Source organism: Streptomyces sp. SP18BB07, assembly GCF_036322545.1.
In the GTDB taxonomy this organism is placed as follows: Bacteria; Actinomycetota; Actinomycetes; order Streptomycetales; family Streptomycetaceae; genus Streptomyces; species Streptomyces deccanensis.
Map to the genome: position 1 here is coordinate 25,299 of NZ_JAQYWT010000360.1, position 24,270 is coordinate 49,568.

Below are 24,270 nucleotides of genomic sequence, written 5' to 3' on the forward strand. Positions count from 1 at the left end.
TCATGAGACGTGTCTACGGCTGTGGCTGCCGTTGCCACCTGGCAGCAGCGATTCGGGCCCTCCCGGACGAACACATTACCGAACGGTTCAGTTATCTCATCCTGTTCCACCGACCCGGCGAACGTTCCCGGTCAGAGCACTAGGGGGGCGGAGCTATGCCGCCGGGGCCTGCTCGGCGGTTTGCCGTATGCCAAGAACACGGTGGAGGTCGGCGGTCACCACCTTGTACCCGACCCGCTCACCCCCGACCTTGATAACTTCGCAGGGGAAGGTGCCCTTGTATACCAGCTCGTACGCTCTTCTGCGGCTGATTCCGAAGGCGCGGCCAGCTGTCTCGACACTGGTGGTCGAAGCGGCAGCTTGAGCAGGTCGCCGACGCTCAGATCGGGTTCCTCGTTGGTGCGTGATCGCGGGTGAGGCGTCGCGCCTTGCCGGTGGCACGATCCTGGTGTGGCGATCATGGTCAATCGGGCGGTCCTGGCGCATCGGCTGTTCACGGGGATCTCTCGGCGTCATCTCGCCTGCCTGGTCGCGGGGTTGGTGGTGCCTTGGCAGCCAAGGCTCATCTGCCCGTACAGGACTACCTGAACAGGCTTGTGTTCGACTGCACTCGCCGAGAAGCGACACGAGAAGGACAGCCCTGTGGCGGTCTTTTGTAAGTAATCAGCCGGGGCCGGCATACCTGTAAGGCGCCGGTCGGAATTTTTGGCTGCTTCCCCCAGCAACGCCGAATTTGGCATTCTCAGGCATCACCTGCGCCAAATTCGCCCACGGCAGACGAGGAAGGCCCTCAAAGACTGGATCTCGTTTCGGAAGCATGGCAACGTACAACGACGCCGAAGTAAGGAGTCAGTGACGATGTATTGCCTGCCTCGGCCCGACTTGCCGAGCGGCTGCTCCAGGCGGCGGCCGAGTGGGTCTGCCTTCTCGGAGTGTCTGTGAGTGTCCTGGGGGTGGACAACATAGACCACGATCGCCGGTTAGCCAAACCGGTGATCACGTAGACCATTGATGCCATTCCCGTCGGCTGCGAAGGCACAGGAGCCGTTCGGGTCTTGCGGCCTGTGCTGCGGAGCACTGCAAGTTGCCCGCTCCCGCCCGGCCGTCTGGAGAAGACTTCCGACACCCCGAGGAATCATCAATTGGCTCGCCCCCCTGCGCTCAAGCTCGCCGAGGTTCTCGCTGAGATCCGTATGAGTCCATCGGCCTTCTATCGGCTGCGCGCTCGTGGTCAGGCACCCCGAATGATCAAGCTGCCCAACGGTGAACTGCGCTGCCGCCGCGCCGATCTCGACGCGTGGTGGGAAGCGTGTGAAAGGGATACGCCTGCATGGCGATGAGTTACAAAGTCCGGTTCTGGGAAATACGGGAACGGGATAACCGCCGTAAGGCTTATGAGGTTCGCTGGACGGTGAACGGCCTGGAGAACTCCGAGTCGTTCATCAGCAAGGGGCTCGCCGAGAGTCGACGTTCGAAGCTGATCACCGCCGCTCGTGACGGTGAGCCGTTCGATACACGAACCGGCCTGCCGGCCTCCGAGCTTCGGGCTTTGAAGCAGCGGACTACCTGGTACGACCTGGCCCGGGAGTACATCGAGCACCGGTGGGACCGTACCCCGGGCAACACCCGCCGCACGCTCGCTGACGCGCTGGCGACGATCACCCCTGCTTTCGTCGAACCAGGGTCTGCGTATCGCGAGCCCCGTGTCCTGCGACGCGCCCTCTACTCGTGCGCTTTCAACAAGAAGGCATGGAGGGGCCAGCCGTGCGAAGAGTGGCGGACCGCGCTGGACTGGCTACGGCGGCACTCGCTCCCGGTCAGCGAACTGGAGGACCCCATTGTGCTGCGCCGCGGTCTGGACGCCTTGTGCCGGAAGGTGGACGGAACGGCGGCTGCCGCGACGACCGCCAAACGGAAGAAGGCCGCGGTCAACGAGGTCTTCGTGGCAGCCATGGAACGCGGCTACTTCTCGCACCATCCACTGAATGGCCTTCGCTGGGCGGCACCGGAGGTCGCCGATGAGGTCGATCCCGACTGCGTGCCGAATCCCGCCCAGGTCGCTCGACTTCTCACGGCTGTCAGGGCTCTGCCTGGCCGTGGACCCCACCTCTACGCCTTCTTCGGCTGCATGTACTACGCGTCCATGCGCCCGGCAGAGGTCATTCACCTGAAGCGGAACCAGTGCCGTCTGCCGGCGAACGGCTGGGGTCTGCTGAATCTCAAAGGCGGTGTAGTGACCGCCGGCAAGGAGTGGACGGATGACGGTGCCGTCCACGAAATCCACTCGCTGAAACGGCGCGCGAGCAAGGCCACGCGCCCTGTGCCCATACCTCCAGTACTCGTCCGCATGCTGAGCGAGCACATCCAGCGCTTCGGCGTCGCGGCCGACGGAAGGGTGTTCCAGAACGCAGCCGGGAACTACATCGATTTCGCGGCATACAGCATCACCTGGAGACGAGCACGCGAGGCCACCCTCACGCTTGAGGAGCACGCTCTCGAACTTGCCAAGCGCCCCTACGACCTGCGTCATGCCGGCATCTCGTTCTGGCTGGCATCCGGTGTCGACCCCGCAGAGTGCGCACGCCGAGCGGGACAGAGCATCCAGGTTCTCTTCCGCTACTACGCCAAGTTCCTGGCCGAGGCACGGGACCACGCCAACCGGATGATCGAGGAGTCGATGAAGCAATGGGAGGCACCGGACGGCGGCCGTGAAGGCGCGTAAGCGGGATCTGGCCCGGATATATCCCGGAACAGCTGGTCAGACGTGGGATACCTGCGGGAGATATTGGGAGTAGGGGTACATATCGACTCGGTGCCTGAGTCCAGGCACCGGAGGGCGCCTGACGGGTGTTTAACCAGGTCAGGCGCCCTTTTTCTGTGCCTAGAAGAAGCCCAGCTTCTTCGGCGAGTACGACACCAACAAGTTTTTCGTCTGCTGGTAGTGATCCAGCATCATCTTGTGGGTCTCGCGGCCGATACCCGAACCCTTGTAGCCGCCGAACGCGGCGTGCGCCGGGTAGGCGTGGTAGCAGTTCGTCCAGACCCGGCCCGCCTGGATGGAACGGCCCGCGCGATAGGCGGTGTTGGTGTCACGTGTCCAGACACCCGCACCCAGGCCGTACAGCGTGTCGTTGGCGATCTTGATGGCGTCGTCGAAGTCGTTGAACGAGGTCACGGAGACGACCGGACCGAAGATCTCCTCCTGGAAGATCCGCATACGGTTGTCGCCCTCGAAGATCGTCGGCTGGACGTAGTAACCGCCCTTCAAGTCGCCGTCATGTTCGATACGTTCCCCGCCGGTCAGGACCTTCGCGCCCTCCTGCCGACCGATGTCCAGATAGGAGAGGATCTTCTCCAGCTGGTCGTTGGAGGCCTGGGCGCCGATCATCGTCTCGGTGTCCAGCGGGTGCCCGGTCTTGATCTGCTCCGTGCGGGCGACGGCCGCCTCCATGAACTCGGCGTAGTTGCCGCGCTGCACCAGCGCCCGCGACGGACAGGTGCACACCTCGCCCTGGTTGAGCGCGAACATCGTGAAGCCTTCGAGGGCCTTGTCACGGAAGTCGTCGTTCGCCGACCACACGTCGTCGAAGAAGATGTTCGGCGACTTTCCACCGAGTTCGAGAGTCACCGGCGTGATGTTCTCCGAGGCGTACTGCATGATCAGACGCCCCGTCGTCGTCTCGCCCGTGAACGCCACCTTCGCCACCCGCGGACTCGACGCCAGCGGCTTGCCCGCCTCCACCCCGAACCCGTTGACGATGTTCACCACACCCGGCGGAAGCAGATCAGCCACCAGGCTCATCCAGACGTGGATGGACGCCGGGGTCTGCTCGGCCGGCTTGAGCACGACCGCGTTGCCCGCCGCCAGCGCCGGCGCCAGCTTCCAGGTCGCCATGAGGATCGGGAAGTTCCACGGGATGATCTGGGCGACCACTCCCAACGGCTCGTGGAAGTGGTACGCCACCGTGTCGTCGTCGAGCTCCGCCAGCGAACCCTCCTGCGCGCGGATCGCCCCGGCGAAGTACCGGAAGTGGTCGATGGCAAGCGGGATGTCCGCGGCCAGCGTCTCCCGCACCGGCTTGCCGTTCTCCCAGCTCTCCGCGACCGCCAACTGCTCCAGATTCGCCTCCATCCGGTCGGCGATCCTCCGCAGGACGTCCGAACGCTCGGTCACGGACGTGCGCCCCCAGCCGGGCGCGGCCGCGTGCGCCGCGTCCAACGCGCGCTCCACGTCCTCGCTCGTACCCCGCGCGATCTCGGTGAACGGCAGCCCGTTCACCGGACTCGGGTTCTCGAAGTACTGCCCGCGCGCCGGCGGCACGTACTCACCCCCGATGAAGTGGTCGTAACGCGCCTCGTAGGAGACGACCGCGCCATCCGTACCGGGCGCTGCGAAACGGGTCATGAATACCTGCCTCCCGAGAAGCGCCACCCGCCGTTGGGCGGCTCTCGTGGGGAGGCTAGGAGCCACAATGTTGCAACGACGTTGCGCCTCCGCATCCCTCACGGTCGTCGAGGACGAGGGTGCACCCAGTCCGGTGGCGCGGACAGTTCCGCCTCCAGTTCGCGCAGTCGGGACCGTACGGCCGGTGTCGGGCGTACGGTGGCGAGCGCCCGCCACACCTCCACGTCGTCCTCGCCCCAGGGCGCGTGCGCCCAGTCCGCCAGGAGGTCGGGGTCGTGCCCGGCGATCAGCGCCGTGCGCAGCCCGTCGGCGAGCCTGCGCCGCAGCCGTACGACAGCCGGCGCCTGCGAGCCCGGCAGCAGCGGGCCCCCGTACACCGACGCGGCCGCCGTCACCGCGCCCGTCTCCAGGCGCCGTTCGACCACCGCCACATCGGACGAGACGGGAACCGTCAGTCGGTACGGCCGTGACCCCAGCAACCCAGGCCCGAGGAGACGGCGCAGCCGCGCCAGCTCGGCGCGCAGCGTCACCGGTGTCACCGACTCGTCCTCGTACAGCGCGCAGAGCAGTTCGTCGCCGGACAGTCCTTCCGGGTGGCGGGCGAGCAGCACCAGGATCTCGCTGTGCCGCCGACTGAGCCTGATCTTCCGTCCACGGACCAGGAGTTGCGCCTCGTCCCGGCCCAGAGCGGCCAGTTCGAGCGCGTCCGCCGAAGCCCCGGGCGGGGCGAGCAGGGCGAGCTGGGACTCGGCGGCCCGGGCGACCGCCTGGACGAAGCCGAGGCTGTGCGGATGCGCCAGGCCGTCGCCGCCGGTGATGTCGACCGCACCGAGCACCCGCCCGGTGCGTGGATCGTGCACCGGCGCCGCCGCGCACGTCCACGGCTGCACCCGCCGTATGAAGTGCTCGGCCGCGAACACCTGCACGGGCCGGTCCAGGGCGACCGCGGTGCCCGGAGCGTTGGTCCCGACCGCGGACTCCGCCCACCGCGCACCGGGTACGAAGTTCATCCGGTCGGCCCGCCGTCTGGTCGCCGCGTCCCCCTCCACCCACAGCAGTCTGCCCTGCGCGTCGCACACGGCCAGCAGGTGTTCGCCGTCCGACGCGAACGAGCCCAGCAACTCGCGCACCAACGGCATCACCCGGGCCAGCGGATGCTCCGCGCGGTAGGAACCGAGGTCGCCGTCCGTCAGTTCCACCCGAGCGGTGCCCTCCGGTCCGACACCCGCCTTCGCCGAACGCCGCCACGAGTCCGCCACCACGGAACGCACCGGTCGCGCCACCGTGCCCCGCTGTGTGAACGCCTCATGTGCGCGACGCAGCACCCGCACCCGTTCGACGGGGTCGGCGCCCGGTTCCAGAGCCACCCATGGATCGGTCAACTCGGCCTCCCGGACATGCGCTCACGGCTGGAACCCATCGTCACCGCCGGACCCGCGCCCCGACAAGCCGCGCGCTACGGCAACGTCAGACGGCTCCGACGAGGCGTATGTAACGGTCCCAGTCCCAGTGCGGCCCCGGATCGGTGTGGTCGGTGCCCGGCACCTCGTAGTGACCGAGGATGTGGGCGCGGTCCTTCGGGATGCCGTGCCTGTCGCAGATCGCCGCGGTGAGCGCCGCGGACTGCTCGTACATGGCGGAGGTGAAGTACTCGGGCCGGTCGATCCAGCCCTCGTGCTCGATGCCTATGCTCCGTGCGTTGTAGTCCCAGTTGCCGGCGTGCCAGGCGATGTCGCGTTCTCGGACGCACTGGGTGACCCGTCCGTCGGCCGCCCGAAGCAGGTAGTGCGCGGAGACCTGTTTCGCCGGGTTCCAGAAGACGGGCAGCGTGTTCTTGTACGTGGTCTGCGTGACGTGGATGATCACCAGATCGATGGGCCGGCCGGACGGACGGTCGGCCGCGGTGTAGTTGGCGGGGCTGGCCGGCTCCCATCGGGCGGGTGTGTGGTCGAGCGGCGGAGACTGGGCGTCGGCCCGGGGGCTCGGGAGCAACGCGTAGGGAATCGCGGCGAGGGCGGTGCCCCGCAGGAGCCGCCGCCTGCTCGGCAACGGCCTGGCTCGCTCCATGTGGCTCTGCCTTTCCGTTCGGGTGAGTGGTCCTGCGCTGGTTGGCTCGCATGCGTACTCGTAGACGCGTCCGCAGGTCGAACGGCTGCGCCTCACGTGGATCACGGTACGGCGATTGCCGATCGGCTGCCCGGGCGTGTGGAGAACGGTGGAAAACCAGCGAGTTGTGGATAACTTCGTCACCCGACAGGGGGACACGTGGCTACGGCCGCACCCCGACCGTCGCCGGATCGTCCAGCACACCACGCACCACCGAGTGCGCCGCCCCGAGCAGGGGCCCCTCGGAGCCCAGTCGGGACACGGTGACGGAACACGCAGGACCGGCAGTCCGTCGTGCCAACTCCCGCTCCAGCGAAGGCAGCAGCCAGGGCGCCAGGGCGGCCAGGGCGCCGCCCAGCACCACGGTCTGCGGGTCCAGCAGATTCACCGCGCCGGTCAGCGCCACCCCGAGCGCGGTGCCGGCGCCGCGCAGGGCCCGGTGCACGTCCTTGTCGCCGACGGCGGCCCGCTCGGCGAGGAACTCGACACGGTGTTCGCCCGTTTCCAGTCCGGCCGCCCGTAGAACCGCCTCCTCACCGGCGTACTGCTCCAGACAGCCGCGTCCACCGCACGCACAGTCGGGGCCTTCCGGCCGGACGGGGACATGCCCCAACTCGCCCGCGAATCCACGTGTTCCACGGAGCAGCCGACCGTCCACGACGACCGCGCCACCGATGCCGATCTCCGCGGAGACGTGCAGGAAGTCGGGCGGTGTGCCGTCCCCGAGCCAGAGTTCCGCGAGGCCGCCGAAGTTGGCCTCGTTGTCCACGGTCACCGGCAGATCGGTCGGCAACAGGGCGCCCAGGTCCGTGTCGTGCCAGTCGAGGTTGGGGGCGCGGACCACCGTGCGGGCGTCGCTCGCCACCAGCCCGGGCACGGCGACGGCGAGCCCCGCGGGCCACAGGCCTTCGCCCTCCGCCTCCGCGACGACCTGTCGGACGAGTTCGGTCAGCTCCTCGATGACCGGCTCTGGCGCCCGGCGGCGGTTGGTGCCGTGCCGCACCGCCCGAGCCCGTACCTCACCCCGCAGATCCACGGCGCAGACCGCGAGGTGGTCCACGCCGATCTCTGCGCCGACACCGGCGGGGCCGCGTCCGCTGAGGGCGAGCGCCGAGCCCGGCCGTCCGACCCGGCCGGGACGCTCGGGACCCAGTTCCTCCAGGAGCCCTGAACGGATCAGCTCGTCCACCAGCGTCGACACGGCGGCCCGGGTCAGGCCGATGTGCGAGGCGACGGCGGCCCGGGACAGCGGCCCCTCGGCGTTGACGGTGTGCATGACCCGGGAGAGATTGCGGCGCCGCATGCCCTGCTGGTTGTCGGGCAGGCGGCGGCCGGAGCCGCTCGGGTGGGTCTCGTGCAGTGGTGCGGTCATGCCTCCCTCGGCTCCCGTCGGTGCGTGCCGGTGCGTATTCCCGCGGGTGATCCCGCGGGTGCCCCTGTGCGTTTTGCTGTCCGTGCCCTGTAGATCATGCCGGAATCGGATTTTCCCACTGGAGAGGCCCCCTCGCCGGTCCGGGGACACCCCCTCGCCGGTCCGGAACGCCCCTCGCCGGTCCGGACGCCCCTTGCCGGTCCGGGCTCCCCTCGCCCGGTTCAGTCGCTGTCCGGTCCGCGGTCCAGCAGCGGTGCGGCGTCGGACAGCACCCGGGAGATCCTGGCGAGCGTCTCCTCGTCCCGCTCCACGGCCTCCAGCACCGGCCCCCGGGTGGTGCCCCAGCGGCGGGCGACCGCTGCCGGGTCCTCGCCGGTGAGCAGCCCCGCGGCCTGCGCGGCGGCGCCCAGCGCGACCAGTTCCCTGGCCTCGGGGACCTGCACGGCACGCCCCGAAAGGCGGCGCACGGTCTGTTGCCAGGCGTTACCCCGCGCGCCCCCGCCGATCAGCAGCAGCGGTACGGAGGTGTCCGCGTCGGAGTCGAGCACCAGGTCCAGCGCGCCGAGCAGCGAGTGCACCGCACCGTCGTACGCGGCCTGCAGCAACTGTCCGCCGGTCGTGTCGTGACGCAGCCCGTGCAGCAGGCCCGAGGCGTGCGGCAGGGCCGGCGTGCGCTCGCCGTCCAGGTAGGGGAGGAGGGTGACATCCGTGCCGGGCTCGACGGACTCGCGGTCGAGGCCCAGCAGGGCGGCGACCCGGTCGACGGCCTGGGTGCAGTTCAGGGTGCAGGCCAGCGGCAGCCAGTCCCCGTGCGCGTCGGCGAAACCCGCCACGGTGCCGGTCGGATCGGCCGGGCGGCGCCTGGAGACGGCGTACACCGTGCCGGAGGTCCCCAGGCTCAGCACCGGCGTGCCGGGGCGCAGCCCGAGCCCCAGCGCGGCGGCCGCGTTGTCACCCGTACCGGCGGCGACCAGGGTTCCCTTGGCGAAAGGCAACTCGTGGGCGTCCCGGACGGTCCCGGCGACCTCACCCGGCCGGACCACACGGGGCAGCAGCGTCGGGTCCAGCCCGACATGCGCGAGCACCTCGGCGTCGTACTCCTCCGTCGCCGACGCCCACCAGCCCGTGCCGGAGGCGTCGCCCCGATCGGTCGTGCCCTGGCCGGTGAGACGCTCGGTGAGGTAGTCGTGCGGCAGACGCACGGCGGTGGTCGCGCGAACGGCCTCGGGCTCGTTCTCGGCCAGCCAGGCCCACTTCGTCACGGTGAAGGACGGCCCCGGCACGCTGCCGGCACGCTCCGCCCAGGCCTTCGCGCCGCCCAGTTCCTCGACCAGGCGGGCAGCCTGCGGCGCCGAACGCACGTCGTTCCACAGCAGCGCCGGCCGCACCGGCTCGCCCCGGGCGTCGAGAGTGACGAGACCGTGCTGCTGGCCACCGATCGACACCGCCGAGGCCTCACGCGCCGCCTCCCCGCACTGGTGCAGCGCCTCACACAGCGCGTCCCACCACTGGCGGGGGTCACTCTCCCGGCCGGAGCCGGAGGACACGGTGTGCGGCGCCTGTCCGCTCGCCACGACCCGACCGGTCGACGCGTCGACGACCAGGGCCTTGGTGGACTGTGTGGACGAGTCCACACCGACGACGAGCGGACCCTCGGCAGCTGACATCGGGCTCTCCTTCTCACGCGGCTCGTGACCGCCGCTGACGCGGCTGACGCCTCCGTCCGGCGACATCTTGTCTTCCCAGAGACGCGTCCGCATACTAATTTGTAAATCGCCATGACGAAATAGTCGGAGCGCAAGGAGCCGCGGCATGAACTACCAACCCACCCCCGACGACAGGTTCACCTTCGGCCTGTGGACCGTCGGCTGGCAGGGAAGGGACCCGTTCGGCGACGCCACCCGGCGCGCCCTCGACCCGGTCGAGTCGGTGCAGCGTCTGGCGGAGCTCGGCGCCTACGGTGTGACCTTCCACGACGACGACCTGATCCCCTTCGGATCCTCGGACAGCGAGCGCGAGGAGCACATCAAGCGCTTCCGCGCTGCCCTGGACACGACCGGCATGACCGTGCCCATGGCCACCACCAACCTCTTCACGCACCCCGTCTTCAAGGACGGCGCTTTCACCGCCAACGACCGCGACGTCCGCCGGTACGCGCTGCGCAAGACGATCCGCAACATCGACCTGGCGGTCGAGCTGGGCGCCAAGATCTACGTCGCCTGGGGCGGCCGCGAGGGCGCGGAGTCCGGCGCCGCCAAGGACGTCCGGGACGCGCTCGACCGCATGAAGGAGGCCTTCGACCTCCTCGGCGAGTACGTCACCTCCCAGGGCTACGACCTGAAGTTCGCCATCGAGCCCAAGCCGAACGAGCCGCGCGGCGACATCCTGCTCCCCACCGTCGGCCACGCCCTGGCGTTCATCGAGCGCCTGGAGCGCCCGGAGCTCTACGGCGTGAACCCCGAGGTCGGCCACGAGCAGATGGCCGGGCTGAACTTCCCGCACGGCATCGCGCAGGCCCTCTGGGCGGGGAAGCTCTTCCACATCGACCTCAACGGCCAGTCCGGCATCAAGTACGACCAGGACCTCCGCTTCGGCGCCGGCGACCTGCGCTCCGCCTTCTGGCTGGTCGACCTGCTGGAGAGCGCTGGTTACGCGGGGCCGAAGCACTTCGACTTCAAGCCGCCGCGCACCGAGGACCTCGACGGTGTGTGGGCGTCGGCCGCGGGCTGCATGCGCAACTACCTCATCCTCAAGGAGCGCTCGGCCGCCTTCCGCGCGGACCCGGCGGTCCAGGAGGCGCTGCGCGCCGCCCGGCTGGACCAGTTGGCCCAGCCCACGGCCGCCGACGGCCTGCAGGCGCTCCTCGCGGACCGGACGGCCTTCGAGGAGTTCGACGCCGAGGCCGCCGCCGCGCGCGGCATGGCCTTCGAGCAGCTCGACCAGCTGGCGATGGACCACCTGCTGGGTGCGCGCGACTGACCACCCGCGCGTGGGGGCCCTTTCCGTTCAAGCCGAAGCCGAAGCCGATGCCGAACGAGCCGAAGCTGAGCCGCAGCTCAGGCTCAGGGCTGGAGCGATGCTGAAGCCGAGGCGGTCAGGGCTCCCCTCCTCCGGTCGGGCGCTGTCTCGGCCGACTCCTACGCCTCCCTCGGTCGGTCGGCGCGGAATGTGCCGGAATCATGCGGTCCACGGCATGAGTCCGTAGCAACTCCCGCGCGGAGCTCGCGCCTTGGCCGTTTCGCGGCGACTCTGGACGGTATGGGCATGCCGCCGCCACCGTCCCAGCCGCCCCGCCCGCCGGACGGATCACCTCCGTCGAACGGCGGCGGGTTCGGTCCCCCGTCAGGGGGCTTCGGTCCGCCGCCGGGCGATCCGACCGGGGGAGGTGGTGGCTGGCAGCCCCCGGGTCAGGGCGGGGGCTGGCAGCCACCTGATCCGTCCGGTGGGCCCGCCCCCGACGGGCGCCGCAGGCTCGTGCTCATCGCGCTGGCGGTGGTCATCACCCTCGGTGCCGTCCTCGCCGTGGTGCTGGTGGCCGCCGGGGGCGAGGGATCGCCTGACGAGAAGCCGTCGGGCGGGACCGGTGGCGGTACGAGTGCTTCGCCGACCCCGTCGCTGAGCCTTCCGTCCGGGCTGCCCAGCGACCTTCCGACGCTGCCCTCGGGTTTGCCCAGCGATCTGCCCAGCGGATTCCCCAGTGATCTGCCGAGCGGATTCCCGACCGGCTTGCCCAGCGACCTCGACTCACTCTTCCCGGACCCGGTCGGCCACACGGAGTGATGAGTGCGAGTGATGGGTGAGTGACAAGTTCGAGTGACGGGCTCACTCCCGGACGTCAGCTGTCGGGTTCGCCGGTGACCGAGGCCAGTGCCGTCGCCGGATCATGTGCCGCCGGGCCCGCCGGTGCCCAGCGACCCCGCTCCTTGCGGTAGGGCCACCAGCGGCCGTCCCGCCCGAGGCGCAGTTGGGTCGACCCGCCCACGACGGTCCAGCGGTTGTGCGTGGACCGCAGCGAAGGCCGCTCGCCCTCGTCCCATGCCGTCTCCAGAGCCGCACGCGCGCGTGCGAGCGACTCCGCCGGTACGGGCCACTCCTCGTCCAGTACGGCGAGACCGGCCGCCCCGCCGTACCGCCAGGCGCGGACGGCGAGCGCCAGCCCCTCCCGGCCGCGTCCCGAACCCTCGCCGAGCCGTGCCGCGATGCTCGCTGCCGGGGCACCGGCGGCCAGCCGCACCACGTCCTGGCGGAACGTCAACTCGTCGCCCAGGGGCTGCTGCTCGTGGCCGGGGCAAAGAGCCTCGGCCAGCAACCGGTGTGCCTCCTGCGCCGTCTGCGCCGCCAGGAACTTCAGCGCTGTCGGGTCGAGTCCCGGCGCGGGCCTGGTCTCGGTGTCCAGGGAGGGCGGCAATCCGGGCTCCGTCGGCAACCGGGGCGGCTCGGGGAGCGGCGGCAGGATCTCCCCCGTGGCGAACGCCTCGGCGGCGTCCACACCGTCCCGGTGGCTCTCCACGAGGCCCGTCGGGAGGCCATCGTGTGAGTCCTGGCAGCCCGCCGCCGACTCGGTTCCACGCAGGTGGAGTTCGTCCAGCAGCGCACGTTCGGCGCGGCCGCGCATCAGCAGCAGGACGAAAGGGTCCTGATCCAGCAGGCGGGCCACCTGGTAGCAGAGCGCCGCCGTGTGTCCGCAATGGTCCCAGGCACCGCACTCGCACTCCGCCTCCAGGTCACCGAGCCCGGGCAGCAGTTCGACTCCAGCCGTCGCGGCGTCCTCGACCAGATGCGGCGGCATGTCACGGTCGAGCAGGGCGGCGACGTGCCCGGCCCGCTCGACCGCCATGTCGAGGAAACGGTCCCAGTGATCCCCGGACAGTTCCTGAAGCAGGACGTCGGCACGACGGCCGGTGCCGTCACGGTCCTGGACGACCGCCGTGACGCGCCCGGGGCGCACCGACACGGCGCCCACGGCCCCCGCACGCGCCAACCTGCGCCCCGCCTTCACCTGCTCCCCGTCCAGCGCCGCGTCCTCGAGCGCCTTCAGCCAGGCCCGGCCCCACCACGTCCGCGCGAAACCTCCGCCGCTCACGGGAGGCAGTGCGGCGAACGTGCGCTCTTCGTCATGTTCCGTGCGTTCCGTCATCGCGCGTCCCCTCGAAGGTCCACCAGATCGGCCAGTTCGGCGTCGGACAGCTCGGTCAGCGCCGCGTCGCCGGCGCCCAGCACCGCGTCGGCCAACTCCCGCTTGCGCAGCAGCATGTCCGCGATGCGGTCCTCGATCGTGCCCTCCGTGATCAACCGGTGCACCTGCACCGGCCGTGTCTGTCCGATGCGGTACGCCCGGTCGGTGGCCTGCGCCTCGACGGCCGGGTTCCACCAGCGGTCGTAATGCACGACATGCTCGGCCCGCGTCAGGTTCAGCCCCGTCCCGGCTGCCTTCAACGACAGCAGAAAGACGGGCACCTCGCCGTCCTGGAAGCCCTCGACCATTGCCTCCCGCTCGGGCACCGGTGTCCCGCCGTGCAGGAAGCGGGTGGGCACCCCGCGCACCGCCAGGTGACGTTCCAGCAGCCGAGCCATCCGAACATACTGTGTGAAGATCAGAACGCTCGACCCCTCGGACAGGATGGTGTCCAGCAGTTCGTCCAGCAGCTCCAACTTCCCCGACCTGCCAGGGATCCGCGGCCTCTCCTCCTTCAGGAACTGGGCGGGGTGGTTGCAGATCTGCTTCAGCCCGGTCAGCAGCTTCACGATCAGTCCCCGCCGCTCCATGCCGTCGGCGGCGGCGATCTCCGCCATGGTCTCGCGGACCAGCGCCTCGTACAGCCCCACCTGTTCCTTGGTGAGCGACACGGCACGGTCGGTTTCCGTCTTGGGCGGGAGCTCCGGCGCGATGCCCGGGTCCGACTTGCGGCGCCGCAGCAGGAACGGCCGTACGAGACGGGCGAGCCGCTCCGCCGCGGCGGGGTCCCGGCCGCCTTCGACGGCCTGTGCGTACCGGGTGCGGAAACTGCCGAGCCGGCCGAGGAGACCCGGCGTGGTCCAGTCGAGGATCGCCCACAGTTCGGACAGGTTGTTCTCCACGGGCGTGCCGGTGAGCGCCACGCGCGCGCGTGTCCCGATGGTGCGCAGTTCCCGTGCCGTGGCCGAGTACGGGTTCTTCACGTGCTGTGCCTCGTCCGCCACGACCAGGCCCCACGCCACGTCGGCGAGTCGGGGCGCGTCGAGCCGCATCGTGCCGTACGTGGTGAGGACGAACTCCGCGTCGGCGAGCCCGTCGAGGCTTCGCCCGGATCCGTGGAAGCGCCGCACGGGCACGCCCGGTGCGAACTTCTCGATCTCCCGCTGCCAGTTGCCCATCAGCGAGGCCGGACAGACCACGAGGGTGGGGCCCGCGGACGAGGGGTCCGACTGCCGATGCAGATGCAGCGCGATGAGGGTGATCGTCTTGCCGAGCCCCATGTCGTCGGCGAGACAGCCGCCGAGTCCCAGGGAGGTCATCCGGGCCAGCCAGTCGAGCCCTCTCAGCTGGTAGTCCCGCAGCGTCGCGGCGAGCGCGGACGGCTGCCCTACCGGGTCCTGCCCCTCGGGGTCCGACAGCCGCTCCCGCAGCGCCGCCAGCCACCCGGTGGGCAGCACGTCGACCATCCGGCCGTCGACCTCGGTCGAGCCCGTCAGAGCGGCACTGAGCGCGTCGACGGGCGACACCTTGCGGTCCTGCTGCGCGCGGGCCCGGCGGATCTCCTCCGGATCCACCAGAACCCACTTGTCCCGCAGGCGCACCACAGGGCGGTTCGCCTCCGCGAGCAGGTCGAGCTCCTGCCGGGTGAGCCGCTGGTCGCCCAGCGCGAACCACCAGTCGAAGGCGAGCAGCGCGTCGGCGGACAGGTACGACGGGGCGTCCGACGCGTGTCCGGCAGGGCCCTGCTCGTCGCCGTCCGGCGGGCCGATGACCGCGCGGGCGGTCAGCCCACGGGCCAGTTCCCTCGGCCAGTGCACGTCGACACCGGCCGTCGCCAGCAGCCGGGCACCCTCGCCGAGCAGTTCGGTGGCCTCCTCGTCGGCGAGTTCCACGGCGTCCGGCACGGCTGCCGACAGCAACGGGCCGAGCGGGGCCCAGGCGCGGGCGGCGCGGCGCAGCGCCAGCAGCGCGTCCGTCCGCGCGCGCGGGCCGAAGGCGGCCGCGTCGGCCCACACCGCGGAGGCGTCCGCGACGAGCGCCGGGTCGCTCAAGCTGTGCAGCTGCGGGACGACACGGAACGTCGGCTTCGCCTCGTCCGGGTCGTCGGCGCGGAGCGAGTCGAGCCCGGGGATCTCGACGCGCAGTGAGACGCGGACCCCGGCGTCGTGCCCGGCGGCCACGTCCGCGGCCCAGGCGCGCTGTTCGGGAACGAGCTGCGGATCACGGGCGGCGAAGGCCGGGCCGCCCGCAGCGATGCCGGCGGCGGGGGAGCGGGGCAGCGCGTCCACGACGGCGTCGAGGAACGCGCGCAGTAGCCGCTCCGGATCCGGCAGTCGGGGCGGCTCGCCGTCGTCGACGGCCAGCGCGTGCGCCTCGGGCGGCATCGCGGCGGCCAGCTCCCTGACCCGGTCCACATCCTCGGCCCGCAGCGGCCCCGCCCGCCAGGCGTCCTGTCCGCTCGCGGTGACGCCGGGCAACAGCAGGCCTCGCGCCGCGAACTGCAGCGCGAGGAGGGCGGCGGCGCCCCAGAAGGCCGTGGACCGGTGGACACCGGTGGTGGCACGCGCGCGCGTGAGCACCGGCAGCGCGGAGTGCACCGGGAGCGACACGACGGGCACCGTGACCCGCTGGACGCCGCGGTCGCCGGGCCGGACGAGTGTCAGCTCCCCGCCGGAGCCCGGGACGACCGGGGGCGGCGCCGCGTCGTCCGGTCGCCAGAAGGCGACGCGGCCGGTGCGGGCGGGGTCCGCGGCCACGAAAACGGCGCGGCAGCGGGCCAGCTCGGAGACTTGGGGGAGGGGCGACGCGGGGTTCGTCGGCACAGGGATACCGGGCTCCTCAAATTTGACTACTGAAGCAGAATCGCCGAGGTTACCGCATCTCAAACCTTCGTCCGGCGTTCCATTAAGTGAGGTGCGTCACTTTTCCCGTTCCGTGGCGAGGGCATCTCAGGGTTGTACGGGGGTTCGACTCAGGGACGCGTCAGGGTCGTCGCCGGAACTGCGGGGAGTCCGATCCCGTTTTCAGGACAGAGAGCGGCGATGGCCGCGAAGGAGGCGACGGAGATGTCGAAGAGCACGAAGATCGTCGCAGGAGGTGCGGCAATCGGGATCGTCCTGCTGATCCTGTTGCCCTTCCCCTTCTGGGCCAATCTCCTGATAGTCCTGGGGATCCCCACGGCCGCGTACCTGGCGCTGGACCCCTCGCAGCGGCGCAGGCTGCGTCGGACCGGCCGCAAGGAGCTCGGCCGCTGAGGTGCCACCGGCCCGCGCGGGCGGGCCGGTGCGGCACACGGGATCAGTTCGGGCGTACGGCGATCTTGTCGAGGGACTCCAGGAGACCGGGCAGTTCCGGGCCTCTGCCCACCGGCAGCACCTCGCCGGGTTCCTCGTCGAGAAGGACGAAGGCGATGTCGTCGGTTCTGGCCACCATCGACCAGCCGGGACCGTCGGCGCGGAGGGTTCGGGCGTCACCCGGCGCGAACGAGGAGCGGACCCGCCCGAGCGGCGGCGGGGACTCCACGTACGCGCGCGCCTCCGCGAGCACCCGGCGGATGCCCGTACGGGGAGCGCCGTCGTCCTTCCCGATAGCCGCCCCGGCTTCCTGAGTCTCGCCGGCCGCGGCCCGGTCCGAGCCGTCCTGCCCCGCGAACGCGGCGTCGTCGATCTGCTCCCGCCACATGGACCACTGCAGAGCGATCTCGTCGGCGCCCAGACGCCGCTGCGCGGGACCCCAGGTGCCGGTGTCCGGCGGACTCAGCGGAGGCCGGTCCGAGACCTCGGGATCGGGATCGTGCGGAGCGGGCACCCCCGGGGCCGCCACGGCGACCGCGAGGGGCCAGCCCGGCAGCGCCGCCACGACGGTGTCCTCGTCGGGCGACAGGTCGTACTCCATGCCGCAGTCCCACGACGCGATGGCCACGGCGACCAGGGACACGTCGTCGACCGCCACCGTCCACCTCGCTCCCTCGCCGTCCTGGCCCAGGACGATCCCGTAACCGTCCGCGAGCGGTGCGAGGCCCAGGGCCGCACAGGCCTCCGGGTAGTCGTCGCCCAGCACACTGGGGAAGTTCGCGGGCGTGAGCAGTACCGCCGTCAGCACATACAGCGCGTCGTCGTCCCCGGCGGTGACGGCGCCGTCGTCCGTCCCGGCCATGCCGGCCCTCCCATCGCTCTCGCTCGTCCGTCGGCGCACCCTAATGCGCCCGGCAGGCCCTTGTCACGAGCGGGAACCCCGTGCGGAGCTGCGGATATCCGGGGCGAGCTGCAGGTATCCGGGTGGACAGGGGCGAATCGACCGGAGACCCTCACTCGTTCAGGCGGCGGGCAGCCCCAGAAGTGACCGCGCGACCGTCTGCGGCGACTCGTCGCGCTCCCGTGCGAGGGCGATCACCGCCCGGCACGCCAGCTCGCTCACTCCGAACGACAGGGCCTCGGGGGACACCCAGGTCACGGCCTCGTCGATCTGGTCCTGATCGTCCTCGGCGCACGCCGCGATGTAGACGGCGGCGGCCTCGAACAAGTTGTGCGTGCGTTTCGTCTCCTGCGCGGTGGGCTCCGCGCGCAACGAGTCGAGGAATCTGTCGAAGGACTTGCGAACGCTGTCGAACATATGGGCTACCTACTCCCCCGTGTCGGTATCACAGCTCGTCCTACTCAACGTAGAGACGGACCCGCTGCCACAGAAGGGGGAGGGCGGGGTGAAGCGCGGCGAACGGCGCATTCAGGACCCCGCTCGGAGCGATCTCCCGGGCGAGGGTGGGGCTCAGCCCACCCGTGTGGCGAGCGCCAGGAAACGCGTGTCCTCGTCGGCGTAGGACGTCATGCGCCAGCCCGAACCTGCCAGCAGCGGCCTCAGGTTCGCCTCGGCGCGCAGGTCCTCGGGGGTGATCCGCCGCCCCTGCCGGGCGGCGAGCGCCGCCCGGCCGATGGGGTGGAACAGCGCCAGCGTGCCGCCCGGCCTTACCACCCGGGCCAACTCCCGCAGATTCTCCGCGGGGCTCGGGAGGTGTGCGACGAGCCCCGCGGCGAACACCGCGTCGAGCGACGCCGTGCGCAGCGGCAGACGGCCGACGTCGGCGAGCACCAGCCGCCCGTCACGGTCCCGTCCGGCCCGTACAGCGGCCTCCAGCATGGCGGGCGTCAGATCGGCCCCGAGGACCACTCCCGAGGCTCCCACGGCACCGCGCAACGGCGGCAGGGCCCGTCCCGTGCCGCAGCCCGCGTCGAGCACCCGGTCACCCTCGCGCAGGCCGAGTTCGGCGACCGCGGCGGCGTAGGCGGGCCCGTCGTCGGGGAACCGGGTGTCCCAGTGAGCCGCGCGTGCCGTGAAGAACTCCTGGACGTGTGTGTGGTCGTCGCTCATGCTCCGCATGATCCCTCACCGGAACGGCGGAGGGATGACGCGCACGTTCGGGCGGGAGGCGATCGTTCCCCTGCATATATGCGCCACATTGCGGCAGCTTTCGAAATGCGCCCCCTCCGTGCTCCCGTGCCCCCACTAGCGTCCCGGGGCCATGGGACACCTGGACCACGCCACCTTCGGCTGGCTGACACCCGCGCTGTCGTACGCCATGGCCTGCATCGGCGCCGCCCTCGGACTGCGCTGCACGTTCCGCGCGCTCGCCACCACCGGCAGGTCCCGCCGCAACTGGCTCGTCACCGCCGCCTCGGCGATCGGCACCGGCATCTGGACCATGCACTTCGTGGCGATGCTCGGCTTCGGCGTCACCGGCACCGAGATCCGCTACGACGTGCCGCTGACCGTGCTGAGCCTCCTGGTCGCCATGCTCGTGGTCTGCGGCGGCGTCTTCGCCGTCGGCTACAGCCGGGACCGCACCCGGGCGCTCCTGCTGGGCGGCCTCACCACCGGCCTGGGCGTCGCGAGCATGCACTACCTGGGCATGGCGGCCGTGCGGCTGCACGGCAACGTGACCTACGATCCGGCGCTCGTCGCCCTCTCCGTCGCGATCGCCGTCGTCGCCGCGACCGCCGCCCTCTGGGCGGCGCTCAACATCAGGTCGCCCCTCGCGGTCACCGTCGCCTCCCTCGTCATGGGCGGAGCGGTGAGCAGCATGCACTACACCGCGATGTGGGCGGTCCGCGTGGAGGTCACTCCGTCCGCGGCGGTCCTGCCCGGGGCCACGGCGATGCAGTTCATCTTCCCCCTCGCCGTCGGCCTCGGGTCCTACCTCTTCCTCACCTCGGCGTTCGTCGCCCTGTCGCCGACGGCCGGTGAGCGCGAGGCATCCGCGTCGGCACAGCGGCCGGTCGAGAACGCCGCCGCCCACTAGCCGCGCGCGACGGCCTGCGAAGCCCGCCCCCGAACCCTGATCGAGGAGGCCATGCGTACACCCCGCAGGACCCCGACAGCCGCCGCCGAGGCGCCGCCCCGACCCGTGATACGCGGACGCCGCGCCCACGCCGGGCCCCCGGCCGACGAACCCCTCGCAACCGACGGGACCGGTGCCCCGACGACCGGACCACCCACCCGCGTGGGGCGCCGGCACCTGCGCCCCCGCACCGTCCGCGCCAAGATCGTCTGCCTGCTGATGGTGCCTGTCGTCTCCCTGCTCGCGCTCTGGGCGTACGCCACCGTGACCACCGCCCAGGACGTCGCCCGCCACCGCCAGTTGCAACGCGTCGACGCCTCCGTACGCGGCCCGGTCGCCGACGCCGTCGCGGCGCTCCAGGCGGAACGCGCGGCCGCCGTACGCTACGCCACCGCACCCTCCACGGAACGGGAGAGCGCGCTGCGCGGACTCGCACGACGCACCGACGGGGCGGTGGACGCCCTGCGCCTGGGCGACCGCCACACCGTCGCCGACGGCACCGACCTGCCCGCAGGGGTGGCCGAACGCCTCGCCGGCTTCGTGACCGGCGCCGAAGACCTGCGCGCGCTGCGGACCTCGGTCCTCGACCGCCGCAGCGGCTGGGCCGAGACGTACGAGCGGTACACCACCACCATCTCCACGGCCTTCGGCGTGGGCGGCGCGCTCACCGGCATCCAGGACGCCGAACTCGGCTCCGATGCGCGCGTACTGCTCGAGTTCTCCCGCGCGGGCGAGGCGCTGGCGCAGGAGGACACGCTCCTGTCCGGCGCCCACATCGCCGGAAGCCTCGACCGAGAGCGGTTGCGGCTGTTCACCGGCGCCGTCGACACACGCCGCACCCTGACCGACGCCGCCGGCGCGGACCTGCGCGGCCCGGAACGCGCCGCCTGGCAGGCACTCGCCGGCGGAAACGCCTACGCCGACCTGCGCGCCCTCGAGGACGAGGTGCTCGCGAGCCATGCCGGGTCGCAGGTGCTGAAGGCCGTCCCCGCAGCCGCCTGGACGTCCGCCCACGCGCGCGTGCAGAAGGACATGCGCGACATCGAGGCGGACGCCGGCCGCGAAGTCGCCGACCGGGCCGACCCGTTCACCCGCGCACTGCTCACCCCGGCCGGGGCCGCCGTGCTCCTCGGCCTCGCCGCGGTCGCCGCCTCCCTCGTCATCTCCGTACGCATCGGACGCGCTCTGGTCGTCGAGTTGGTGAGCCTGCGCAACGGCGCGCTGGAGATCGCCCGCCGCAAACTGCCCCACGCCATGCGCAGACTGCGCGCAGGCGAGGAGATCGACGTCGACACCGAGGCCCCGCCCGGCCCACCCGCGGAGGACGAGACCGGTCAGGTCGCCGAGGCCCTCGGCACCGTGCACCGCGCCGCCCTCCGCGCGGCGGTCGAACGCGCCGAACTCGCCAGCGGCATCTCCGGGGTCTTCGTCAACCTCGCCCGCCGCAGCCAGATCCTCGTCCACCGCCAACTCGGTCTGCTCGACAGCATGGAACGCCGCTCCGACGATCCCGACGAACTCAGCGACCTCTTCCGCCTCGACCACCTCACCACGCGCATGCGACGCCACGCGGAGAGCCTGATCATCCTCTCCGGCGCCGCCCCCGGGCGTGCCTGGCGCATGCCCGTCTCCCTGACGAACGTGGTCCGGGCGGCCGTCTCCGAGATCGAGGACTACGCGCGCGTGGAGCTGCGGCAACTTCCGGAAGCGAAGATCGCCGGCACCGCGGTCGCCGACCTGACCCACCTCCTCGCGGAGCTCGTGGAGAACGCCGCCCAGTTCTCACCACCCCACACGCGCGTGCGGGTCACCGGGGAGCCGGTGGGCAACGGCTACGCCCTGGAGGTCGAGGACCGGGGCCTCGGCATGGGCAAGGAGACGCTCGCCGAGGCCAATCGCCGCATCGAACAGTCCGAGGCCCTCGACCTGTTCGACAGCGACCGGCTCGGCCTGTTCGTCGTGAGCCGCCTCGCCGCCCGCCACGGCATCAAGGTCCACCTGAGGCCCTCCCCCTACGGCGGCACCACGGCCGTGGTCCTCCTCCCCACCACCCTGCTCCACAGCGGAGCGGCGGAACGTTCACCCGGTGCCTCCGCCGAAGCATCTCCGCAGCCGGAGGAACGCGAGTACGCGCGCGTGACCGCGGCCCCGCAACAGGAACGCGTCGAACAGTCCACGGACCGGCCCGCCCTCACGGCCCCCGTCGCCTCCGCCGGACGGACCACGGGGGACGGCCCGCCCGAGCCGCCCCCCGGCGTCACCACCCTGAGGCCGCACCGTCGGCCGCCGGAACCCGAGGGCACGGATGACCTGCCGCGTCGCGTACGCCAGGCACACCTCGCGCCCCAGCTGCGCGAGCGGCACACCGGGCAGCCTCCGCCGACGACGCCTCCCGGAGCGGACGACGAGCGCACCCCGGAACTCGTCAGGGACCGCATGGCCGCCTACCGCGACGGCTGGGCACGAGGCGGCGGCAGGGCACCCGGCAGAAAAACCGGCCATGCCCCCGTGACGGCCGGCGACAGCAGCGAAGGAGACCTCGCATGATCCATGACCCGAGTACCAGGGCCACCGAACGCTCCGGTGAACTCGACTGGCTGCTGGACGACTTGGTACTGCGCGTGCGCGAGGTGCGGCACGCCGTGGTCCTGTCCAACGACGGCCTGGCGGTCGGCGCCTCCGGCGACCTCAGGCGCGAGGACGCCGAGCACCTGGCCGCGGTCGCCTCCGGCTTCCACAGTCTCGCCAAGGGCACGGGCCGCCACTTCGGCATCGGGGGCGTACGCCAGACGATGGTGGAGATGGACGACGGCTTCCTCTTCGTGGCCGCCGCCGGAGACGGTTCCTGTCTCGCCCTCCTCACCTCCGTCACGGCCGACATCGGGCTGGTGGCGTACGAGATGGCACGGCTGGTGAAACGCGTCGGAGAGCACCTCCGCACCCCGACCCGCGCCGGCGCGCGCCCGCCCACGGCCGGATGAACCAGGGACGGGCCGTGCTCATGACCGAAGGCAGTGACACCGGCACCCCGCAGGAAACGCCCGGCAGCCGTTGGTACGACAACGAGGCCGGGCCGCTCGTCCGCCCCTACGCCATGACGGGCGGCCGCACCAGGCCCGGCCCCGGCGGGACCCGCTTCGACCTGATCGCCCTGGTCTCGCTCGACACCGGCGCACCCGCCGCCGACGACCCCTCGCTCGGTCCGGAGCACCGCGTGCTCCTCGAACTGTGCCGGACCGAGACCCAGTCGGTCGCCGAACTCGCCGCGGGCGCCGACCTGCCCGTCGGAGTCGTACGGGTGCTGCTCGGGGACCTCCTGGAGTCGGGTCGAGTCACCGTCAGCCGACCCGTGCCGCCCGCGCAACTACCGGACGAGCGAATCCTGCGCGAGGTGATCGAGGGGCTGAGGGCGCTGTAGATGAACACACATACGGTTCCGTCCCGTACCGACTTGCGCATCCAACCCGGCACCGAACGAGCACAAGCGGTCGGTGCCATGAAATACCGGTCCAACGCCCCGCGATCGAGTGGCAGTTGCCAAGATGCTGACTCCTCACAGCCGTACCGATGTCCACCACGGCCGACACTCCCGAGAGAAGTGATCGATGGTCCCCGAGCACTCCGATGAGACAGACGGCGACACGGGCGCCCTGGCATTGAAGATCCTCGTCGCCGGCGGATTCGGCGTCGGCAAGACCACGCTGGTCGGCGCGGTCAGCGAGATCAAGCCGCTGCGCACCGAGGAACTCCTGAGCGAGGTGGGCCAGTCGGTGGACGACACCGACGGCGTGGACCAGAAGGTCACCACCACCGTCGCCATGGACTTCGGCCGCATCACCATCAGGTCGGGGCTCTCGCTCTACCTGTTCGGCACACCCGGCCAGGACCGGTTCTGGTTCCTGTGGGACGAGTTGGCACAAGGGGCGTTGGGCGCCGTCGTCCTCGCGGACACGAGGCGCCTGCAGGACTGCTTCCCGGCCGTGGACTACTTCGAGCACCGGCACATCCCCTTCGTGGTCGCCGTCAACTGCTTCTCGGAGACCCGCGCCCACGGCGCCCAGGACGTCTCACGCGCCCTCGATCTCGACCAGGGCACCCCCGTGGTCCTCTGCGACGCCAGGGACCGCGACTCCGGCAAGGAGGTGCTGATACGGCTCGTCGAATACGCGGGGCGCATGCACACCGCCCGGCTGCTCGACTCCGTGGGCTGAACCGGCGTCAACACGCCTCTCCCTGGCCGGAACCTGTCCCTTGACACCGCTGTTTCGGGTGGGGAAGCACCCGTTGTCGCTGTTCGCACGGAAGGACCGGCATGCCTTGTCGGTCATCTTCCCCGCCATGTTCCGATCCTGCTTGCTCCGACCGCAGCAGTGGGGAAGGCTGAATCGTCGGATCCTCCGTGTCCGGGGGAACGACGAAACGGGGAGTGCGAACGATGTCGCAGAACGCGGGGCTCGGTTGGCTGCTGGACGACCTGACCGAGCGCGTGGAACCCATACGGCACGCCCTGGTGCTGTCCAACGACGGACTGGTCACCGCGGCCAGCACCGGCCTGCGGCGCGAGGACTCCGAACACCTGGCCGCGGTCTCCTCGGGTCTGCACAGTCTCGCCAAGGGCTCGGGTCGCCACTTCGGCGCCGGTGACGTACGGCAGACGATGATCGAGTTCGACGACGCGGTGCTCTTCGTCACGGCTGCCGGGCCGGGCAGTTGCCTGTGCGTCCTCAGCGCGGCGGAGGCGGACATCGGTCAGATCGCCTACGAGATGACGCTGTTGGTCAACCGCGTCGGCGAACACCTCCGGGTGGACGCCAGGCACCCCGAACGCTCGGCCGCAATGGACCACTGACCTGCGGTTCTCTCCTTCGCGGGCAGAGTTA

At 71.1% G+C, this 24,270-nt stretch carries 21 protein-coding genes and 1 pseudogene; 12 read left to right on the forward strand and 10 right to left on the reverse strand.

The features are described from left to right. Positions 1–459: 459 nt before the first annotated feature. From PUR53_RS38515 to PUR53_RS38525, 3 genes and pseudogenes are all read left to right on the forward strand, one after another. Positions 460–555: pseudogene (locus tag PUR53_RS38515) on the forward strand (transposase family protein); the annotation flags it as partial. Between the two features lie 587 nt (positions 556–1,142). Then, positions 1,143–1,340: a helix-turn-helix transcriptional regulator gene (locus PUR53_RS38520; protein ID WP_097282426.1), complete on the forward strand. Its 198-nt coding sequence runs from the start codon at positions 1,143–1,145 to the stop codon at positions 1,338–1,340. Continuing rightward, positions 1,331–2,722 (forward strand): integrase, encoded by a 1,392-nt coding sequence (locus PUR53_RS38525; RefSeq protein ID WP_329911451.1) that lies wholly within the window; start codon positions 1,331–1,333, stop codon positions 2,720–2,722. Before PUR53_RS38520 ends, PUR53_RS38525 begins: the two co-directional genes overlap by 10 nt. 159 nt (positions 2,723–2,881) lie before the next feature. On the opposite strand, the gene exaC is transcribed toward PUR53_RS38525, so the two are convergent. From exaC to xylB, 5 genes are all read right to left on the reverse strand, one after another. Then, a complete protein-coding gene (gene exaC / locus PUR53_RS38530) occupies positions 2,882–4,405 on the reverse strand; it encodes an acetaldehyde dehydrogenase ExaC (RefSeq protein WP_329911452.1) in 1,524 nt (507 codons plus the stop codon). A 98-nt stretch (positions 4,406–4,503) separates the two neighbouring features. Next, a complete protein-coding gene (locus PUR53_RS38535; RefSeq protein WP_329911453.1) occupies positions 4,504–5,787 on the reverse strand; it encodes a GAF domain-containing protein in 1,284 nt (427 codons plus the stop codon). A gap of 85 nt (positions 5,788–5,872) precedes the next feature. Beyond that, on the reverse strand, positions 5,873–6,472 hold the full coding sequence (locus PUR53_RS38540; protein WP_329897384.1) for an N-acetylmuramoyl-L-alanine amidase: 600 nt from the start codon (positions 6,470–6,472) through the stop codon (positions 5,873–5,875). A gap of 202 nt (positions 6,473–6,674) precedes the next feature. Beyond that, on the reverse strand, positions 6,675–7,883 hold the full coding sequence (locus PUR53_RS38545; protein WP_329897383.1) for an ROK family transcriptional regulator: 1,209 nt from the start codon (positions 7,881–7,883) through the stop codon (positions 6,675–6,677). Between the two features lie 221 nt (positions 7,884–8,104). After that, a complete protein-coding gene (gene xylB, locus PUR53_RS38550) occupies positions 8,105–9,550 on the reverse strand; it encodes a xylulokinase (RefSeq protein ID WP_329911454.1) in 1,446 nt (481 codons plus the stop codon). 145 nt (positions 9,551–9,695) lie between these two features. Between xylB and xylA the strand changes: the two genes are divergently transcribed. Further along, entirely contained in the window at positions 9,696–10,862 is a 1,167-nt protein-coding gene (xylA, locus tag PUR53_RS38555) for a xylose isomerase (protein ID WP_329897381.1), read from the forward strand. A 495-nt stretch (positions 10,863–11,357) separates the two neighbouring features. Continuing rightward, entirely contained in the window at positions 11,358–11,663 is a 306-nt protein-coding gene (locus PUR53_RS38560; protein WP_329897380.1) for a hypothetical protein, read from the forward strand. 55 nt (positions 11,664–11,718) lie between these two features. Here PUR53_RS38560 and PUR53_RS38565 read toward each other — a convergent pair whose 3' ends face one another. Continuing rightward, a complete protein-coding gene (locus PUR53_RS38565) occupies positions 11,719–13,020 on the reverse strand; it encodes an SWIM zinc finger family protein (protein WP_329911455.1) in 1,302 nt (433 codons plus the stop codon). Further along, positions 13,017–15,881 (reverse strand): DEAD/DEAH box helicase, encoded by a 2,865-nt coding sequence (locus PUR53_RS38570; protein ID WP_329911456.1) that lies wholly within the window; start codon positions 15,879–15,881, stop codon positions 13,017–13,019. The genes PUR53_RS38565 and PUR53_RS38570 overlap by 4 nt, the downstream gene beginning before the upstream one ends. A gap of 219 nt (positions 15,882–16,100) precedes the next feature. On the opposite strand from PUR53_RS38570, the gene PUR53_RS38575 reads away from it, so the two are divergent. Then, on the forward strand, positions 16,101–16,313 hold the full coding sequence (locus PUR53_RS38575) for a hypothetical protein (protein ID WP_078853702.1): 213 nt from the start codon (positions 16,101–16,103) through the stop codon (positions 16,311–16,313). A 43-nt stretch (positions 16,314–16,356) separates the two neighbouring features. On the opposite strand, the gene PUR53_RS38580 is transcribed toward PUR53_RS38575, so the two are convergent. From PUR53_RS38580 to PUR53_RS38590, 3 genes are all read right to left on the reverse strand, one after another. Beyond that, the gene (locus PUR53_RS38580) at positions 16,357–17,214 is read right to left on the reverse strand and encodes a hypothetical protein (protein WP_329911458.1); all 858 of its coding nucleotides are present in this window, start codon (positions 17,212–17,214) and stop codon (positions 16,357–16,359) included. A gap of 159 nt (positions 17,215–17,373) precedes the next feature. Next, positions 17,374–17,670: a hypothetical protein gene (locus PUR53_RS38585; protein WP_329897376.1), complete on the reverse strand. Its 297-nt coding sequence runs from the start codon at positions 17,668–17,670 to the stop codon at positions 17,374–17,376. A gap of 153 nt (positions 17,671–17,823) precedes the next feature. Beyond that, on the reverse strand, positions 17,824–18,423 hold the full coding sequence (locus PUR53_RS38590) for a class I SAM-dependent methyltransferase (protein WP_329911459.1): 600 nt from the start codon (positions 18,421–18,423) through the stop codon (positions 17,824–17,826). 151 nt (positions 18,424–18,574) lie between these two features. Here PUR53_RS38590 and PUR53_RS38595 point away from each other — a divergent pair, with 151 nt between their 5' ends. The 6 genes from PUR53_RS38595 to PUR53_RS38620 all read left to right on the forward strand — a co-directional run bounded on the left by PUR53_RS38595 (position 18,575) and on the right by PUR53_RS38620 (position 24,239). After that, positions 18,575–19,351, forward strand: a complete 777-nt coding sequence (locus PUR53_RS38595) for an MHYT domain-containing protein (RefSeq protein WP_329897374.1) — start codon at positions 18,575–18,577, stop codon at positions 19,349–19,351. Between the two features lie 51 nt (positions 19,352–19,402). After that, positions 19,403–21,937, forward strand: coding sequence for a sensor histidine kinase (locus tag PUR53_RS38600; protein WP_329911460.1), 2,535 nt, complete (start codon positions 19,403–19,405; stop codon positions 21,935–21,937). Further along, a complete protein-coding gene (locus PUR53_RS38605) occupies positions 21,934–22,371 on the forward strand; it encodes a roadblock/LC7 domain-containing protein (protein WP_329897372.1) in 438 nt (145 codons plus the stop codon). Before PUR53_RS38600 ends, PUR53_RS38605 begins: the two co-directional genes overlap by 4 nt. 20 nt (positions 22,372–22,391) lie before the next feature. Next, positions 22,392–22,808, forward strand: a complete 417-nt coding sequence (locus tag PUR53_RS38610) for a DUF742 domain-containing protein (protein WP_329897371.1) — start codon at positions 22,392–22,394, stop codon at positions 22,806–22,808. A 187-nt stretch (positions 22,809–22,995) separates the two neighbouring features. Then, on the forward strand, positions 22,996–23,601 hold the full coding sequence (locus PUR53_RS38615; protein ID WP_329897370.1) for a GTP-binding protein: 606 nt from the start codon (positions 22,996–22,998) through the stop codon (positions 23,599–23,601). 224 nt (positions 23,602–23,825) lie between these two features. Next, the gene (locus tag PUR53_RS38620) at positions 23,826–24,239 is read left to right on the forward strand and encodes a roadblock/LC7 domain-containing protein (protein ID WP_329897369.1); all 414 of its coding nucleotides are present in this window, start codon (positions 23,826–23,828) and stop codon (positions 24,237–24,239) included. The last annotated feature ends 31 nt before the right edge of the window (positions 24,240–24,270 follow it).